The sequence below is a fragment of the Ideonella sp. genome (assembly GCF_041914305.1).
In the GTDB taxonomy this organism is placed as follows: domain Bacteria; phylum Pseudomonadota; class Gammaproteobacteria; order Burkholderiales; family Burkholderiaceae_C; genus Ideonella.
In genome coordinates this window covers 105599-122412 of record NZ_JAYSDQ010000022.1, presented here as the reverse complement: position 1 = coordinate 122412, position 16814 = coordinate 105599, and the positions used below count along the sequence as shown (strand labels likewise).

The following is a 16814-nucleotide window of genomic DNA, read 5'->3' as shown; positions in this document are numbered from 1 at the left end:
TCGACTCGATGGACATCGAGCGCGAGCGCGGCATCACGATCAAGGCGCAGACGGCCGCGCTGCAGTACACCGCGAAGAACGGCCAGGTCTACAACCTGAACCTGATCGATACCCCGGGGCACGTCGACTTCTCTTATGAAGTGAGCCGGTCGCTGTCGGCCTGCGAAGGCGCGTTGCTGGTGGTCGACGCGAGCCAGGGCGTCGAGGCGCAGACGGTGGCCAACTGCTACACGGCGATCGAGCTCGGTGTCGAGGTCGTGCCGGTGCTCAACAAGATGGACCTGCCGCAGGCCGACCCCGAGCGCGCCAAGGAAGAGATCGAGGACGTGATCGGCATCGACGCGACCCATGCGATCCCCTGCTCGGCCAAGACGGGCCTGGGCATCGACGACATCCTCGAAGCAGTGATCGAGCGCATGCCGGCGCCGCGTGGCAATCCGGACGGCCCGCCGCGCGCGATGATCATCGACAGCTGGTTCGACAACTACGTCGGCGTCGTGATGCTGGTGCGGGTGGTCGACGGTGAGTTGCGCAAGGCCGACCGCATCCGCATGATGGCCACCAACACGGTCTACCCGATCGAGCACCTGGGCGTGTTCACGCCCAAGAGCGAGAACCGCGAGCTGCTGAAGGCGGGCGAGGTCGGCTTCATCATCGCCGGCATCAAGGAACTGCAGGCAGCCAAGGTCGGCGACACCCTGACGCTGGAAAAGAAGCTGCCGAACAACGCCGGCCCGGCCACCGAGCCGCTGCCCGGCTTCAAGGAAATCCAGCCCCAGGTCTTTGCCGGCCTGTACCCGACCGAGGCCAGCGAGTACGACTCGCTGCGCGACGCGCTGGAAAAGCTCAAGCTCAACGACAGCTCGCTGCGCTACGAGCCCGAGGTCAGCCAGGCGCTGGGCTTCGGCTTCCGCTGCGGCTTTCTCGGCCTGCTGCACATGGAGATCGTGCAGGAGCGGCTCGAGCGCGAGTTCGACCAGGACCTGATCACCACCGCCCCGTCGGTGGTCTACGAGGTCGAGCTGGGTGATGGCGAGGTGATCGAGGTCGAGAACCCGAGCAAGATGCCCGACCAGGGCCGGATCAGGGAGATCCGCGAGCCGATCGTCACCGTGCACTTGTACATGCCGCAGGACTACGTCGGCCCGGTGATGACGCTGTGCAACCTCAAGCGCGGCGTGCAGCTCAACATGGCCTACCACGGGCGTCAGGTCATGCTGACCTACGACATGCCGCTGGCCGAGATCGTGCTCGACTTCTTCGACAAGCTGAAGTCGGTGTCGCGCGGCTATGCGTCGATGGACTACGAGTTCAAGGAATACCGCGCGGCCGACGTCGTGAAGGTCGACCTGCTGATCAACGGCGACCGGGTCGACGCGCTGTCGATCATCGTGCACCGCGCGCAGAGCCAGTACCGCGGCCGCGCGGTGGCGGCCAAGATGCGCGAGCAGATCCCGCGTCAGATGTACGACGTGGCGATCCAGGCGGCCATCGGCGCCAACATCATCGCCCGCGAGAACATCAAGGCGCTGCGCAAGAACGTGCTGGCAAAATGCTACGGCGGCGACATCACCCGCAAGAAGAAGCTGCTCGAGAAGCAGAAGGCCGGCAAGAAGCGCATGAAGCAGATCGGTACCGTGGAGGTGCCGCAAGAAGCCTTCCTGGCCATTCTGCAGGTCGACGACTGACGACAAGAATCAACCCACGGCAAGCACCCCTTCATGAGCTACCTCACCGCCGTCCTGTACGGCGCCCTGATCGTTTACCTCGGCGGCTGGTACATGGACAAATGGGTGGGCAACTTCTCGTTGCTGCTGTTCATCCTGTCGGTCGTCACCTTCTTCTACTGGATCGCCGAGCGCTTCCACTTCCGCCCGAAGCGTGAAGCCGCGGCGCAGAACCTCGAGAAGCAGGACGCGGCGCGTCGCGCCGAGCTGGCCAGCAAAGGCATCACCCAGGTCGACGGCAATCTCGACGAGGCCCGTGGCCGCTTGCTGATGCAGCCCTGGTGGCTGGATTGGACGGCGGGCCTGTTCCCGGTGATCATCGTCGTCTTCCTGCTGCGCTCGTTCCTGTTCGAGCCGTTCAAGATCCCGTCCGGTTCGATGATCCCGACGCTGGAGGTGGGCGACTTGATCCTGGTCAACAAGTACCACTACGGCATCCGCCTGCCGGTGCTCAACACCAAGGTCATCCCGAACCACACGCCGGCACGCGGCGACGTGATCGTCTTCCACTACCCAGTGGACCCGCGCATCGACTACATCAAGCGCGTGGTCGGTTTGCCGGGCGATGAGATCAGCTACGGCAACCACCAGCTGAAGATCAACGGGCAGGTCGTCGTCAACACGCCGCAAGGCGATGGCTACGACGACGAGCGCATGCGCTACATGAACCTGCTGCAAGAGAAGCTGGGCGATACCGAGCACCGCATCCAGCACGAAAAAGGGCCGGGCCAGCCGTTCGGGCCGATCACCGTGTTCCCGCACCGCGAGGCCTGCAGCTACAGCGCCGAAGGCGTGACCTGCAAGGTGCCGGCGGGTCACTACTTCGTGATGGGCGACAACCGTGACAATTCCCAGGATTCGCGTTACTGGGGCTTCGTGCCCGACGAGAATCTGGTCGGCCGGGCCTTCTTCATCTGGATGAATTTCGGTAACCTCGGACGGTTCGGCGCCTTCCATTGACCCGACACAGCCAACAGGAGTGCCTCGCGCCATGAGTCTTGCATCGTCGTCGTCATTCGCCCGTCGCCAGCTCGGCTTGAGCCTGTTCGGCATGCTGTTCTGGGCCGTCATCGTCGGCGGTGGCGCGCTCGTGCTGTTGAAGGTCTACCCGTCGGTGCAGAAATACCTGACGACACGGGGCGCGGTGGACAAGGTGATGCGTGCCGACCCCCGGCCGAGCACGGTGCCGGCCATCCGCTCGGCCTTCAACCGCCAGCGCGACATCGAATACACCAACGACATGATCAAGGGCGAGGACCTCGAGATCGAAGCCGCGGGCGATGGCTTTCGCGTCGGCTTCGCCTACGACGACGAGGTCGAGCTCGTGTCCCCGGTCTTCCTGCTGATCAAGTACCGGTACAGCGTGTCCAGCAAGTGATCAGCGCGGCTGGCCGGTAGCAGTCCTTACCCCGTTCCGATGGACGCCCGACACGATGCGCTGCAACAGCGCCTGGACTACCGCTTTCGCCGGCCCGACCTGCTGCTGCGCGCGCTCACGCACCGCAGCTTCGGTGCCGAGCACAACGAGCGGCTCGAATTCCTGGGTGATGCGGTATTGAACCTGGCCGTCTCGCGCCTGCTGTTCGACCGCTTCGGCGGCTCCGACGAAGGCGACATGACGCGCGTGCGGGCCCACCTGGTGCGTGAAGACTCGCTGCACCGGCTGGCGCTGGCCTTGCACCTGCCCGAGGTGCTGCGCCTGTCCGAGGGCGAAGCCCGCGGGGGAGGGGCGCAGCGGGCGTCGATCCTGGCCGATGCGATGGAGGCGGTGATCGGCGCCGTCTACCTCGACGGTGGCGCCGATGCGGCCCACGCGCTGGTCGACCGCCTGTTCGGCGAAATCATCGCCAGCACCAGCGTCGACAGCTGGCGCAAGGACGCCAAGACCGAGCTGCAGGAATGGCTGCAAGCGCGTCGCCATGCGGTGCCGGCCTACCGCATCGTCGCCACGCGTGGCCAGGCCCATGCGCAGACCTTCGAGGTCGAGGCCAGCGTGCCGGCGCTGGAGCGCAGCGCCCGCGGCGAGGGCAAGTCCCGCCGCGCCGCCGAGCAAGAGGCCGCGCAGGCCCTGCTCGACCAGTTGCTGCGCGCCGAAGGCGGCCGCGGCTGACACCCCCAGGCCACCGGCCGGCTGCGCGCCGGCCGCGGCCGCAGCACAATCCTCCCGTGGAACCCACCGCCCCTCCGTCTCCCGATGCCGGCGCAGCCGCCAGCCCGTCGCAACGCTGCGGCCTGATCGCCATCGTCGGCCGGCCCAACGTCGGCAAGTCGACGCTGATGAACGCCCTGGTCGGCCAGAAGATCAGCATCACCTCGAACAAGGCCCAGACCACGCGCCACCGCATCACCGGCGTGCGCACGGTCGACGAGGCTCAATTCGTGTTCGTCGACACGCCTGGCTTCCAGACCCGCCATGCCGCGGCGCTGAACCGCTCGCTGAACCGCGCCGTCGTCGGCACGCTGTCGGACGTCGACCTGGTGCTGTTCCTGGTCGAAGCCGGCCGGTTCGGCATCGACGACGCCAAGGTGCTGAGCCTGCTGCAGGGCGAAGGCTTGAAGCACAAGCCGGTGGTGCTGGTGGCCAACAAGCTCGACGCGGTGCAGCGCCGCGCCGACCTGCTGCCCTGGCTGAAAAGCATGCAGGACCGTCACACCTTCGCCGAGTACGTGCCGATGTCGGCCCACAAGGCGGCCGATGTCGACCGCCTGTTCGGCATCCTGAAGCCTTACCTGCCCGAGCAGGTCTGGTACTACGACCAGGAGATGTTGACCGACCGCAGCGAGAAGTTCCTGGCCAGCGAGATCATCCGCGAAAAACTCTTCCGCCTGACCGGCGACGAGCTGCCCTACACCTCGACCGTCGTGATCGACAAGTGGGAAGAAGATGGGAACCTGCGCCGCATCGCGGCGTCCATCGTCGTCGAGCGCGATGCCCACAAGGGCATGATCATCGGCGACAAGGGCGAGCGCCTGAAGCGCATCGGCAGCGAGGCGCGGCAAGAGCTCGAGCGCCTGATGGAGGCCAAGGTCTTCCTCGAGCTGTGGGTCAAGGTGCGCTCGGGCTGGGCCGACAGCGAAGAGCACCTGCGCACCTACGGCTACGAGTAGGGTCTGTCGACCCATGAATCGACTCTGCGTGGCACCCCAGAAAGGGCGCAATCTAGGCGCCAAGCGGAGCTGGGGTTGGGCCCCAGCGAGCATTGGCAACGACGAGTGCGCCCTTTCTGGGGTGCCACCCGAAGGGCCGGGGCTGCAAGGCACGCATCGCGTTGTTGCAGCCCTTGGTCGGGGTCCGGCCCCGACCGGCGGCCTGCGCCTAACGCTGCATGCCTTGCAGCCCCGGCGCATGGTCGATTCATGGGCCGGCAGACCCTAGCCGCCCGCGTGGCCCGCGCCGCCTCGGCCAGCGCAGCCTATGTGCTGCACCGCTACGACTGGAGCGAGACCAGCCTGATCCTCGACCTGTTCACGCGCGATCAGGGCCGGCTCACGGTGGTGGCCAAGGGCGCCAAGAGGCCCTATTCGCAGCTGCGGCCGGCGCTGCTGCCTTTTCAGCGGCTGCTCGTGTCCGTCAGCCGCCCATCGCGCGACGAGGCGGTCGACATCGTCACGCTGCGCAGTGCCGAATGGGCTGGCGGTGGGCCGATGCTGTCTGGCGCGGCGCTGTTTTCGGGCTTCTACCTGAACGAGCTGCTGATGAAGCTGCTCGCCCGCAACGACCCGCACGCGCTGCTGTTCGATGCCTACGCCGCCACGCTGCCGGCGCTGGCCGCCGCCGACGACACGCTGACCCCGGCCGCGCTGCGCGCCTTCGAGCTGGTGCTGCTGCGCGAAATCGGCCTGCTGCCGCAGCTCGACCAGTTCACCGCCACGTTGCGGCCGGTAGGCGCACGCGACGCCTGCCTGCTGCGGCCCGAGATCGGCATCGTCGAGGCCGGCCCGGCCGATGCGGCGCTCGGCGGCGCGCTGTTGCTGCGGCTGCAGCAGGCGCTGGACGATGGTGCGATGCCGACGCTGCAGGCCACCTGCGCCGAAGGGGCGGGCCCGCTGAAGGCCGCCCTGCGCGCCTTGCTTCACTATCATCTGGGCACGACCCGGCTGCGCACGCGCGAGGTGATGATCGACGCGCAGCAGCAGTTGCTCGACCTGCCGCGCACCGGCCCCCGCCCCGACACGCCCTGAACGCCGATGAACCCGCTGATCGCCCCCGAATCGTTTGCCCACGGCGCCGAAGGGCGCACCGCCTTGTCGGTCAACCTGAACAAGGTCGCGCTGCTGCGCAACACCCGCCACCTCGGCATCCCCAGCGTCACCCGCGCGGCCACCTTGGTGCTCGAGGCCGGTGCCGACGGCATCACGGTGCACCCCCGGCCGGACGAGCGCCACATCCGCGGCAGCGATGTGCACGAGCTGGCCGCGTTGCTCAAGGCCTGGCCGCAGGTCGAATACAACATCGAAGGCAACCCGCAGCACAACCTGATGGACTTCGTGCGCGCGGTGCGCCCGCACCAGGCCACCTTCGTGCCGGACAGCGTCGGCCAGTTCACCTCGGACCACGGCTACGACCTGCGCACCGACGCCGCCGTGCTGCGCCCGCTGATCGACGAATGCCATGCGCTGGGCGTGCGCGTCAGCCTGTTCATGGACCCGGACCCAGCGGCGATGGCGCTGGCGCGCGAGGTCGGCGCCGACCGCGTCGAGCTGTACACCGAGAGTTATGCCAGCGCCTTCGGCACGCCGCGCGAAGCCGAAGTGCGCACCCGGTTTGCCGACGCTGCGCGCGCCGCGTTGGCGGCCGGCCTGGGCGTCAACGCCGGCCACGACCTCAACCGCGACAACCTGACCGCCTTCCTGCGCGAGGTGCCCGGCGTCAGCGAAGTCTCGATCGGCCACGCGCTGATCGCCGACGCGCTGGAGCTGGGCTACACCGAGACGATCCGCGGCTACCGGAAGGCCATCCACGCGGCGGGCCAGCGCTGACATGATTTTCGGCATTGGCACCGACGTCTGCGACCTGCGCCGCATCGCCGCCACACTCGAGCGCCGTGGCGACCGCTTTGCCGAGAAGGTGCTGGGGCCGACCGAGCTGAAGGTCTTCCAGCACCGCCGGGCGAAGGTCGAGGCGCGCGGCCTGGCCTACCTGGGCACGCGTTTCTCGGCGAAAGAGGCTTTCTCGAAGGCCATCGGTGTCGGCCTGCACATGCCGATGACCTGGCGCGCCTGCGAGATCCTGAACCGGCCGAGCGGCCAGCCCTACCTGCAGCTGCACGGCGAACTCGCCGAGTGGTTCGACGCGCGCCAGCTGCGCGCCCAAGTGACCCTGAGCGACGAGAGTGACTATGCGGTCAGCTTCGTCGTTGTTGAAACAGACACCCCATGAGAAGAACAACTGCATCGAACACCGCAGGCGCCCGAGCGCCCGGCCGCCCGAAGCCGGGCGCCATCCCCTCGGGGGATCGCACGCGGTACTCCGTGGGCGAGGGGCCCCATCACGCCCCCATCGTCCTTGATATCGCTGGCCCGCAACTCGACAAGCAAGACCGCCGCCGCCTGGCGCACCCGCTGACCGGCGGCCTGATATTCTTCGCCCGCCACTTTGAGAGCCGGGCGCAGTTGACCGCGCTGGTCGCCGAGGCCAAGGCGATCCGGCCCGACCTGCTGGTCTGCGTCGACCACGAAGGCGGCCGCGTGCAGCGCTTCAAGACCGACGGCTTCACCCACCTGCCGCCGATGCGGCGCCTGGGCGAGCTGTGGATGAAGGACGCGATGCAAGCCACCGACGCCGCCAGCGCCGCGGGCTATGTGCTGGCCGCCGAGCTGCGCGCCTGCGGCGTCGACCTGAGCTTCACGCCGGTGCTCGACCTGGACCACGGCCACAGCGTGATCATCGGCGACCGCGCCTTCCACCGCGATGCACGGGTGGCCACGCTGCTGGCCAAGAGCCTGACGCACGGTCTGCTGCGGGCCGGCATGGCGCACTGCGGCAAGCACTTCCCCGGCCATGGCTATGTCGAGGCCGACAGCCACATCGCTGCGCCGGTCGACAAGCGCTCGCGCAAGGCGATCCTGGGCGACGACGCCAAGCCCTACGAATGGCTCAGCAGCACGCTCACCAGCGTGATGCCGGCGCACGTGACCTACCCGAAGGTCGACAGCCGGCCGGCGGGCTTCTCCAAGGTCTGGCTGCAAGACATCCTGCGCGGCCAGTTCGGCTTCACCGGCGCGGTCTTCAGCGACGACCTCAGCATGGAAGGCGCCCGCGTCATCGACGGCCGCGCGGTCAGCGCCGCCGATGCGGCGGTCGAGGCGCTGAACGCCGGCTGCGACCTGGTGCTGCTGTGCAACCAGAGCAAGGTCGACGGTGGCGCACCGGTCGACGCCTTGCTCGACGGCCTGGCCGATGCGCTCGTGAAGGGCCGCTGGCGGGCCGATGCCGACAGCGAGGCCCGCCGCATCGCGCTGCTGCCGCAGACCGACCCGCTGCCGTGGGACGAGTTGATGCACCACGCCGCCTACCAGCGCGCGCTGGAACTGCTGGCCTTCTGACCCGGCGATGGCGCCCAAGCCCGACTCGTCGGCCGAACGCCGGCGCCTGCAGATGGCCGACATCGCGCGCCTGGCCGGCGTGTCGATGTCCACCGTGTCGCGGGCGCTGAACGGCAGCACGCTGGTCAACGAAGGGACGCGGCGCCGCATCGGCGAGCTGGCGCGATCGCTCAACTACACGATCAACGAGAGCGCCAAGAACCTGCGCCTGCAGCGCAACCAGACGATCGCGGTGGTGGTGCCTTACGACGCGCAGTCGCGCCAGCACATCTCCGACCCGTTCTTCCTGTCGATGGTCGGCAGCCTGGCCGATGCGTTGACCGACCGTGGCTACGACATGCTGCTGTCGCGGGTCGATGCCGAGGCGCTGGACTCGGTCTCGTCGCTGTACGACGTCGGCCGCGCGATCGGCATCGTGCTGATCGGCCAATGGCGGCACCACGACCAGCTCAATGCGCTGGCCGCGCGCGGCGTGCCGGTGGTCGTCTGGGGTGGCCAGCTGCCGCAGCAGCTGTACTGCACGGTCGGCGGCGACAACCTGCTCGGCGGGCGCCTGGCCACCCAGCACCTGCTCGCGCAGGGGCGGCGCCGCATCGCCTTTCTGGGCGATGCGCAGTTGCCCGAAGTGGCCTTGCGGCTGGCCGGCCATCGGCAAGCCCTGGCCGATGCGGGCGTGTCGTTCGACGACGCGCTCGTGCACAAGGTGCCGTTCGAAGAGCAGGGCGCCGAGCGGGCGATCGATGCGCTGCTGCAGGCCGGCGCAGCCCGCTTCGATGCAGTCTTTGCCTGCAGCGACCTGATCGCGATCCTCGCGATGCGTGCGCTGCGGCGCGCCGGCCGGCGCGTGCCCGACGACGTGGCCGTGATCGGCTACGACAACATCGCGCTGGCGGCCTATGCCGACCCGCCGTTGAGCACCATCCACCAACCCGTTTCGCAGGCCGGCGTCGAGCTGGTCGATGCGCTGACGCGGTTGATCGGCGGCGAGGCGCAGCCGCCGCGGCTGCTGCCAGTCGAGTTGGTGGTGCGGCACAGCAGCGTCGTCGAACCACCGCAGCGCTGAGTCGGGTGGCGGCATTGGCCGCCTGCAATTGACAATCGATTGCAAATACCGCGTTGTGATCGACATCTCCTGTTTGATTTAAATTCATCCGTATTGGTGTTTCCACCAAATTGCAATCGATTGCAATGATCGCGACACTGCACGCCATCCCACCCGCACGGCGTGCTTGGCGCGCGTGATCGGGCGGGACCGGAGACAACGGCGCGGGCCCACTGGCCCACGCCGCGCCGTACACCAACTCGACTGGAGCGATCCGATGCCCACCCCCTTGCGCCGCCTGCCGCACCGCCACCCCTTGGCGCTCGCCGTTTCATGGGCCTTGCTGCCCACCACCGTCGCCTGGGCGCAGGCGGCGCCGTCCACGGTGCCGGCCGCGGTCGCCGCGTCTGCCGCGCCTGCCGATGCGGCACCGGCGCCCGCCGAGACCACGCCGGACGCCGGCCTCGACCTTGGCCGCATCGTCGTCACCGGTGCCACCACCGCCCGCAGCAAGATGAAGCAAAGCGTCTCCGTCAGCACGGTCGACAGCGAGCAGGTGCAGAACTCCACCGCCGCCAGCGCGGTCGAGGTGTTGCGCGCTGTGCCGGGCTTGCGTGCCGAGTCGTCCGGCGGTGAGGGCAACGCCAACCTGGGCGTGCGCGGCTTGCCGATGTCCGATGGCGGCGGGCGCTATGTGCAGTTGCAGGAAGACGGCCTGCCCGTGCTGCTGGTCGGCGACGTGTCGTTCGCCACCGCCGACCAGTTCGTGCGCGCCGACTACACGCTCGACTCGATCGACGTGGTGCGCGGTGGCTCCGCATCGACCCTGTCGACCAACTCGCCCGGCGCGATCGTCAACTTCATCGGCAAGACCGGCAAGGTGCCCGGCGGCGCCGTCGGCATGAGCCTGGGCCTGGACCACCGCCAGCAGCGCATCGACTTCCAGCACGGCGGCAAGCTCGGCGACAAGCTGTACTACCAGTTCGGTGGCTTCTACCGCCTGGGTGAAGGCACGCGCCACACCGATGTCACGACCGAAAACGGCGGCCAGTTCCGCGCCAGCCTGACCAAGGAGCTCGACGATCGCGGCAGCTACGTGCGCGTCTCGCTCAAGCAGCTGAAAGACAACACGCCCACCTACCTGCCGGTGCCGGTGCAACTGGACGGCAACACGATCAAGCAGCTGCCCGGCATCGACCCGCGCAATGCCTTCTTCATCAACAGCCACTTCCCGACCGACGTGGTCGTCGGTGCCGACGGCCACAGCGTCACCACCCACCCCGGTGACGGCCTCGGCGTGAACGTGTCGGCCTTCGGCGTCGAAACCCAGCTCAAGCCCGGCGATGGCTGGACCGTGACCGACCGCTTCCGCAAGAGCGTGATCAACGGCCGCTTCATCGGCCTGTTCCCGGCCGGCAGCCAGCCGGCCGACTACACCGGCAGCACGCCGGTCTTCTCGGCCCACATCTTCAACACCTCGCTCGACGACATGGGCAACGTCTTCAACGACCTGCGGGTGCAAAAAGAGCTGAAGCTCGGCGACGAGCACCGGCTCACGCTGACCGGCGGCCTGTTCAGCGGCATCCAGAACGTGGCCCAGACCTGGTACTGGAACCGCTACAACGTCGGCCTGACCGGCGACGGCGCCGCGCTGTACGACAACGCCGGCAACCCCAGCACCGAGCCGGTGGGCGACGCCACCACCACCTGGGGCGGCTGCTGCTTCCGCTCGATCGACGTGCGCCTGACGGCCGTGGCGCCGTACGCCGCGTTGACGTGGGAGCGGGGGCCGCTGAGCCTCGACGCCAGCGTGCGCCAGGACCGCCAGCGCGGCACCGGCTCGCAACGCTTCGGCGACGCAGCATCCGGTGGCAGTTGGAACCCCGACCGCACGACGGCCGTGCACTACACGGCCGATGCCACCTCGTACTCGGTGGGCGGCAACTACGAGTTCGGCAAGAGCCTGGCCGCCTTCACGCGCTTCAGCCACGGCGCGTCGTGGAAGTCGCCGGACCGGGTGATCTGGGACGAGCGTGTCGCCACCGGCGTCGACCCCTATCCCGTCAACGAGGTCGACCAGTTCGAAGGCGGCATCAAGTTCCGCCAGAGCGGCCTGAACGCCTTCGTCACCCTGTTCAATGCCCGCACCAAGGAAGGCGCGGGCTTCGAGGTCACGACCCAGACCGTCAAGAAGGACTCGTACACCTCGCAGGGCCTGGAGGCCGAGCTGGCCTGGCGCCTGGGCGATTTCAAGGTCGCGGGCGGTGCCACCTGGACCCATGCCGAAATCGACTCGGGCCCGAACAAGGGCCACACGCCGCGTCGGCAGGCCGACTGGGTCTACCAGATCAGCCCGTCGTACAGCTTCGGTTCGCTGGAAGTGGGGGGCGCGATCATCGGCACGACCAAGAGCTACGCGCAGAACGACAACCAGGTCGTGTTGCCCGGCTTCTCGGTGGTGAACCTGTTCGCGAACTACGAGTTGACGCCCGAGCTGCTGCTCTCCGCCGGTGTCAACAACGTGTTCGACCAGCTCGGCTACACCGAGGCCGAGGGCCAGAACAACCTGGGCAACAACCCGCTGTACATCGCCCGCGCCGTCAACGGGCGCAGCGCGAAGTTGTCGCTGCGGTACACGTTCTGAACCCCTTGAGCGCTACCGTCGCACCATGAGCAGCCCGCCGCCAAGACTGGGTTTTGCGCAGATCGTGAACATGAATGTCGGCTTCTTCGGCATCCAGTTCAGCTTCGGTCTGCAGCAAGCCAACATGAGCCCGATCTACCGCACGCTGGGGGCGGACGAGGCCAGCCTGCCGCTGCTGTGGCTGGCGGGGCCGATGACCGGCCTGCTGGTGCAACCCATCATCGGTGCGATGAGCGACCGCACGGTGTCGCGCTGGGGGCGGCGCACGCCGTACTTTCTGATCGGCGCGATCCTGTGCAGCCTGGGCCTGCTGGCGATGCCGTTCAGCCCGGGGTTGTGGTTCGCGGCGGGGCTGCTGTGGATTCTCGACGCCGCCAACAACGTGACGATGGAGCCCTACCGGGCCTATGTCAGCGACCGCCTGCCGCGTGAGCAGCATGCGCTGGGCTTCCTGACGCAAAGTGCCTTCACCGGCCTGGCGCAAACGCTCGCCTACCTGAGCCCGTCGCTGCTGGTCTGGTGGGGGCTGGACCGTGACGCGACGATGGGCAGCCAGATCCCGCTGTCCACTGTTGCCGCGTTCCTGATCGGCGCGTTACTGTCGATCACCACGGTTTACTGGTCTGTGCGCCGCGTGCCCGAGCTGCCGCTGGGCGAGGCCGAGCTGCGCGCGATGCAAGCCAAGCCGCGCGGCGTGATGGCCACGCTGCGCGAGATCGTCGATGCACTGCGCGCCATGCCGCCGACGATGCGGCGGCTGTGGTGGATGAAGCTGTTCCAGTGGTACGGGATGATGTGCTACTGGATCTACATCGTGCCGTCGCTGGCCAAGACGATGTTCGCCACCGCCGATGCGGCATCGCCTGGCTTTCGCGAGGCGAGCCTGCTGAACGGTCAGATCGGCGGCTTCTACAACGCGGTGGCCTTTGTGGCGGCGTTCGCGCTGGTGCCGTTCACGCGCCGCTTCGGCGCCCATGTGATGCACGCGGTCTGCCTCGTGGCCGCCGGCATTGGCATGTGGGCCCTGCCGTCGATCCACGACAAGGCCTGGCTCTTCCTGCCGATGGTCGGCATCGGCTTGGCCTGGGCCAGCATCATGGGCAACCCCTACGTGCTGCTTGCCGGCAGCATCCCGCCCGAGCGGGCCGGGGTCTACATGGGCATTTTCAACATGTTCATCGTGATCCCGATGCTGCTGCAGATGCTGACGCTACCGCTGTACTACCAAGCGTGGCTCGGCGGCCAACCCGACAACGTCGTTCGCCTGGCCGGCGTGCTGCTGCTGGCGGCGGCCGTCGCCGTGCTGCGTGTCCCGACCTCCCGACACCCTTCATGAAAAACCAGGTTCAACTCATCACCTACGTCGACCGCCTGGGCGGCGGTAGCTTGCGCGACCTGCGCGCACTGCTCGCAGGGGCCGATGCACCGCTGGCTGGGCTCTTCGGCGGCGTGCACCTGCTGCCGTTCTTCCACCGCATCGACGGTGCCGACGCCGGCTTCGACCCGATCGACCACACGCGGGTCGACGAGCGGCTGGGCGACTGGGCTGACGTGCGTGCGCTGGCCGAGGACATCGACGTGATGGCCGACGTCATCGTCAACCACATGTCGACCGAGTCACCGCAGTTTCGCGACTGGCTCGAGCGCGGTGACGCATCGCCGCATGCCGGCCTGTTCCTGACCCTCGGCACGGTGTTCCCGCAGGGCGCCACCGAACAAGACCTGCTGGCCATCTACCGGCCGCGCCCGGGCCTGCCGTTCACGACCACCACGTTGCAGGGCGGTGAACGCAAGGTGCTGTGGACGACCTTCACGCCGCAGCAGGTCGACATCGATGTGCGACACCCGCTGGGCCAGGCCTACCTCGACGGCATCCTGCGCACGCTGGCCGACGCGAAGGTCAGCATGGTGCGGCTGGATGCGGTCGGCTACGCGATCAAGCGCGCCGGCCAGAGCTGCTTCATGACGCCCGAGACCTTCGGCTTCATCGCCGAGTTCGCGGCGATGGCCAAGGCGCAGGGCATCGAGGTGCTGGTCGAGATCCACGCCTACCACCAGCGGCAGATCGAGATCGCCCGCGCGGTCGACTGGGTCTACGACTTTGCGCTGCCGCCGCTGGTGCTGCACGCGTTCGCGTTCCACACCGCCGAGCCGCTCAAGCGTTGGATCGGCATGCGCCCGCACAACGCGCTGACCGTGCTGGACACGCACGACGGCATCGGCATCATCGACATCGGTGCCGACGCAGCCGACCGCACCGGCCACCCCGGCCTGGTGCCCGATGCCGAGCTGGACCAGCTGGTCGAGCGCATCCACCACAACAGCCGTGGCCACAGCCGGCGCGCCACCGGGGCGGCCGCCTCGAACCTCGACCTGTACCAGGTCAACTGCAGCTTCTACGACGCGATGGCGCGCGACGACCGGGCCTACCTGCTGGCGCGCGCGATCCAGTTCTTTCTGCCCGGTGTGCCGCAGGTCTACTACGTGGGTTTGCTGGCGGGCGAGAACGACATGGCGCTGCTCAGCCGCACGGGCGTCGGCCGCGACATCAACCGCAGCCACTACAGCCGCCAAGACATCGATCGCGCGCTGGCCCGGCCGGTGGTGCAACGCCTCGTCGAGCTGATCCGGCTGCGCAACCGGCACCCGGCGTTCAACGGCGAATTCGAGCTGATCACCAGCGACGCCGACACGCTGGCGATGCGCTGGCACGCCGGCGAAGACGAGGTCAGCCTGGAGGTGAACTTTCGCACCCTCGCGCATCGCCTGGCGGGCCGCACCGGCGGCGTCGGCTTCGAGTGGCACTTCGACGAAGCGCCGGCCATGGCCGCTGAAGGCTAACTTCTCAGTTCAGAGAATGCCAGGTCCAGCGTGCCCTGGCAGACCGGCCAGACGGCGCCGCGCACCAGCAGCGCACCATCGTGGCGGCACTGCACGTCGATGCGGCTGGGCCGGCCGGTGAAGCGGCCCTGCGCCAGTTCGATCGGCGTGTCGAGCTCGGCCAGGCCCTCGGCGAACAGGTAGGCCGCGGCGGGGCCGGCGGCGCTGCCGGTGGCCACGTCTTCGACCCGGCCGAGGTTGTCCCAGGTTCGCAGCTCGCGGTTCGCCGCATCGAGCACGAAGACGAACTTGGCGCCCAGCGTGGCGAGCTTGGCCTCGAGGTCGGGGCCCTGGATTGCCGTGCGGGCCAGGGCGTCGGGCCGCACCGGGACGACCAGGTAGGGCAGGCCGGTGGAGACCACCCGTGCCGGCAGGCCCGGCGCCAGGTCGGCCGGGGCGAGGCTCAGCTGCGCCAGGATGGGGGCCAGCGCGTTCTCGGGCACCGCCGGCCCCAGGCTCGCCTGGCCCTGGTTCATCTCGGCCAGCCAGTGGCCGGCGCGCCGCTCGGTGCGCACGGCGACCGGCCCGTGGGCCAGCTGCAGTGTGCACGCGTACGAAGGCGCATCAGGCGCGAGGGCCCGGTGCAGCACGGCCGCGGCGCCCAGCACCGGGTGGCCGGCGAAAGGCAGTTCCTCTTCTACCGTGAAGACGCGGGCGATGGCGCCGTCGGGCCCGATGCGGGACAGGAAGATCGACTCGAACTGCCGCATCTCCTGCGTGATTCGCTGCATCGCGGCAGCGGACCAGCCGTCGGTGTCGAGGAAGACCGCGAGCCCATTGCCACTCAGCGGCCCGGCGGCGAAGACATCGACGTGAAAGTACGACGGGCCCGCCATGTGGTGGCTCAGCGCTTGAAGCGCCCGTCTTCACCCACGATCGACAGGTCGGCGTAGTCCAGGCCGCTGTGGTCGGTCGGGCTGTAGCTCAGCTCCAGGCCACCCAGGTCGACGCGCTTGAAGCCTTCGAGCGCGGCGCGCAACCGCTCGCGGGTGATGTTCGGCGCCGCGCGGCGCAGCCCTTCGACCAGCACCTTGGCCGCGGCGTAGCCTTCGAGCATGGCCGGCGTCACCTCGCCGATGCCGGCCGCCTTGCCGTACTCGAGCGCTTCCTTGACGATCGGCGCCGACAGCGAACGCTCGTACGGGAAGACCTGGCTCACCACGGTGCCGCGGGCGTTGTCGCCGAGCGACTTGACGAAGCCGGCCGACGCGTTGTTCGACAAGGTGACCACCTGGGCGCGCGAGCCGGCGCTGCGCAGCAGCTTCACGCCGTCGGCCACCATGTTGCCCGAGCCGATGAACAGCACCGCCTGGGCGTCCGACTTGACCAGCTTCGGGATGATCGGCGCCATGTCCGGCTTGGTGCGGTCGAACTTCTCGTGCACCACCGGCTGCTTGCCGACACCGGCAAAGCCGGCCAGCGCGCCCGTCGCCGCATCGGCGCCGAACGAGTCGTCGACCTGCACCAGCGCGATGCGGTCCATGCCGATCAGGCTCAGGTGGCGCACGGCGCGTTCGGCTTCGCGCTGGTAGGTGGCGCGCACATTGAACAGCCACGGGTTGACCGGGTTGTGCAGCGCCATCGCGCCGGTCGACGGGCCGATCAGCGGCACATGGTGCTGCAGCAGCAGCGGCATCACCGCCTGGGTGTGCGGCGTGCCGCGGGTCAGAAACAGCGCGACCACGCCCTGGTCGATCAGCTTCTTGGCGTTCTCGGCCGCCAGTGCCGGGTCGAACTTGTCGTCGAGCGCGATCAGCTCGATGTGCTGGCCGGCCACGCCGCCGGCCTTGTTGACGGCGTCCAGGTAGAGCTTGGCACCGTCGCTCACCTCCTTCACGCCGGCGGCCACCGGGCCGCTGAAGCCGGCCGTCTGGCCGATCTTGATCTGGGCCAGGGCCGGGACCGCGGCCCCCACAAAAGCCACAACGCAAGCCGCACGGCCCGCCCAACGAATCCACGAACTCATCGATGACTC

The 16814-nt window shown here is 68.4% G+C and carries 15 protein-coding genes; 13 read left to right on the top strand and 2 right to left on the bottom strand.

Going from position 1 to position 16814, the window contains the following annotated elements; genetic code table 11:
• From lepA to gtfA, 13 genes are all read left to right on the top strand, one after another.
• On the top strand, window positions 1-1688 hold a 1688-nt coding region (gene lepA, locus ACE3SG_RS24550), incomplete at its 5' end, for a translation elongation factor 4 (protein WP_374568865.1).
• Between the two features lie 33 nt (window positions 1689-1721).
• On the top strand, window positions 1722-2687 hold the full coding sequence (gene lepB, locus ACE3SG_RS24545) for a signal peptidase I (protein WP_374568864.1): 966 nt from the start codon (window positions 1722-1724) through the stop codon (window positions 2685-2687).
• A 31-nt stretch (window positions 2688-2718) separates the two neighbouring features.
• Complete coding sequence (locus tag ACE3SG_RS24540) at window positions 2719-3105, top strand: DUF4845 domain-containing protein (protein WP_374568863.1); 387 nt, start codon at window positions 2719-2721, stop codon at window positions 3103-3105.
• 39 nt (window positions 3106-3144) lie between these two features.
• Window positions 3145-3837, top strand: a complete 693-nt coding sequence (rnc, locus tag ACE3SG_RS24535) for a ribonuclease III (protein WP_374568862.1) — start codon at window positions 3145-3147, stop codon at window positions 3835-3837.
• Window positions 3838-3893: 56 nt separating this feature from the next.
• Window positions 3894-4835, top strand: coding sequence for a GTPase Era (era, locus tag ACE3SG_RS24530; RefSeq protein ID WP_374568861.1), 942 nt, complete (start codon window positions 3894-3896; stop codon window positions 4833-4835).
• A 249-nt stretch (window positions 4836-5084) separates the two neighbouring features.
• Complete coding sequence (recO, locus tag ACE3SG_RS24525; RefSeq protein WP_374568860.1) at window positions 5085-5909, top strand: DNA repair protein RecO; 825 nt, start codon at window positions 5085-5087, stop codon at window positions 5907-5909.
• Between the two features lie 6 nt (window positions 5910-5915).
• Window positions 5916-6707: a pyridoxine 5'-phosphate synthase gene (locus ACE3SG_RS24520; protein WP_374568859.1), complete on the top strand. Its 792-nt coding sequence runs from the start codon at window positions 5916-5918 to the stop codon at window positions 6705-6707.
• Window position 6708: 1 nt separating this feature from the next.
• The gene (gene acpS, locus ACE3SG_RS24515) at window positions 6709-7107 is read left to right on the top strand and encodes a holo-ACP synthase (RefSeq protein ID WP_374568858.1); all 399 of its coding nucleotides are present in this window, start codon (window positions 6709-6711) and stop codon (window positions 7105-7107) included.
• 92 nt (window positions 7108-7199) lie between these two features.
• Window positions 7200-8273, top strand: a complete 1074-nt coding sequence (nagZ, locus tag ACE3SG_RS24510; RefSeq protein WP_374568857.1) for a beta-N-acetylhexosaminidase — start codon at window positions 7200-7202, stop codon at window positions 8271-8273.
• A 7-nt stretch (window positions 8274-8280) separates the two neighbouring features.
• Window positions 8281-9336, top strand: coding sequence for a LacI family DNA-binding transcriptional regulator (locus ACE3SG_RS24505; protein ID WP_374568856.1), 1056 nt, complete (start codon window positions 8281-8283; stop codon window positions 9334-9336).
• A 256-nt stretch (window positions 9337-9592) separates the two neighbouring features.
• Window positions 9593-11959: a TonB-dependent receptor domain-containing protein gene (locus ACE3SG_RS24500; RefSeq protein ID WP_374568855.1), complete on the top strand. Its 2367-nt coding sequence runs from the start codon at window positions 9593-9595 to the stop codon at window positions 11957-11959.
• A gap of 25 nt (window positions 11960-11984) precedes the next feature.
• Complete coding sequence (locus tag ACE3SG_RS24495; protein ID WP_374568854.1) at window positions 11985-13295, top strand: MFS transporter; 1311 nt, start codon at window positions 11985-11987, stop codon at window positions 13293-13295.
• The gene (gene gtfA, locus ACE3SG_RS24490) at window positions 13292-14800 is read left to right on the top strand and encodes a sucrose phosphorylase (RefSeq protein ID WP_374568853.1); all 1509 of its coding nucleotides are present in this window, start codon (window positions 13292-13294) and stop codon (window positions 14798-14800) included. The genes ACE3SG_RS24495 and gtfA overlap by 4 nt, the downstream gene beginning before the upstream one ends.
• Here the strand turns inward: gtfA and ACE3SG_RS24485 are convergent.
• Entirely contained in the window at window positions 14797-15675 is an 879-nt protein-coding gene (locus ACE3SG_RS24485) for a PhzF family phenazine biosynthesis protein (protein WP_374568852.1), read from the bottom strand. The genes gtfA and ACE3SG_RS24485 overlap by 4 nt on opposite strands.
• An 8-nt stretch (window positions 15676-15683) precedes the next feature.
• The gene (locus tag ACE3SG_RS24480; protein ID WP_374568851.1) at window positions 15684-16805 is read right to left on the bottom strand and encodes an ABC transporter substrate-binding protein; all 1122 of its coding nucleotides are present in this window, start codon (window positions 16803-16805) and stop codon (window positions 15684-15686) included.
• Between the last annotated feature and the right edge of the window lie 9 nt (window positions 16806-16814).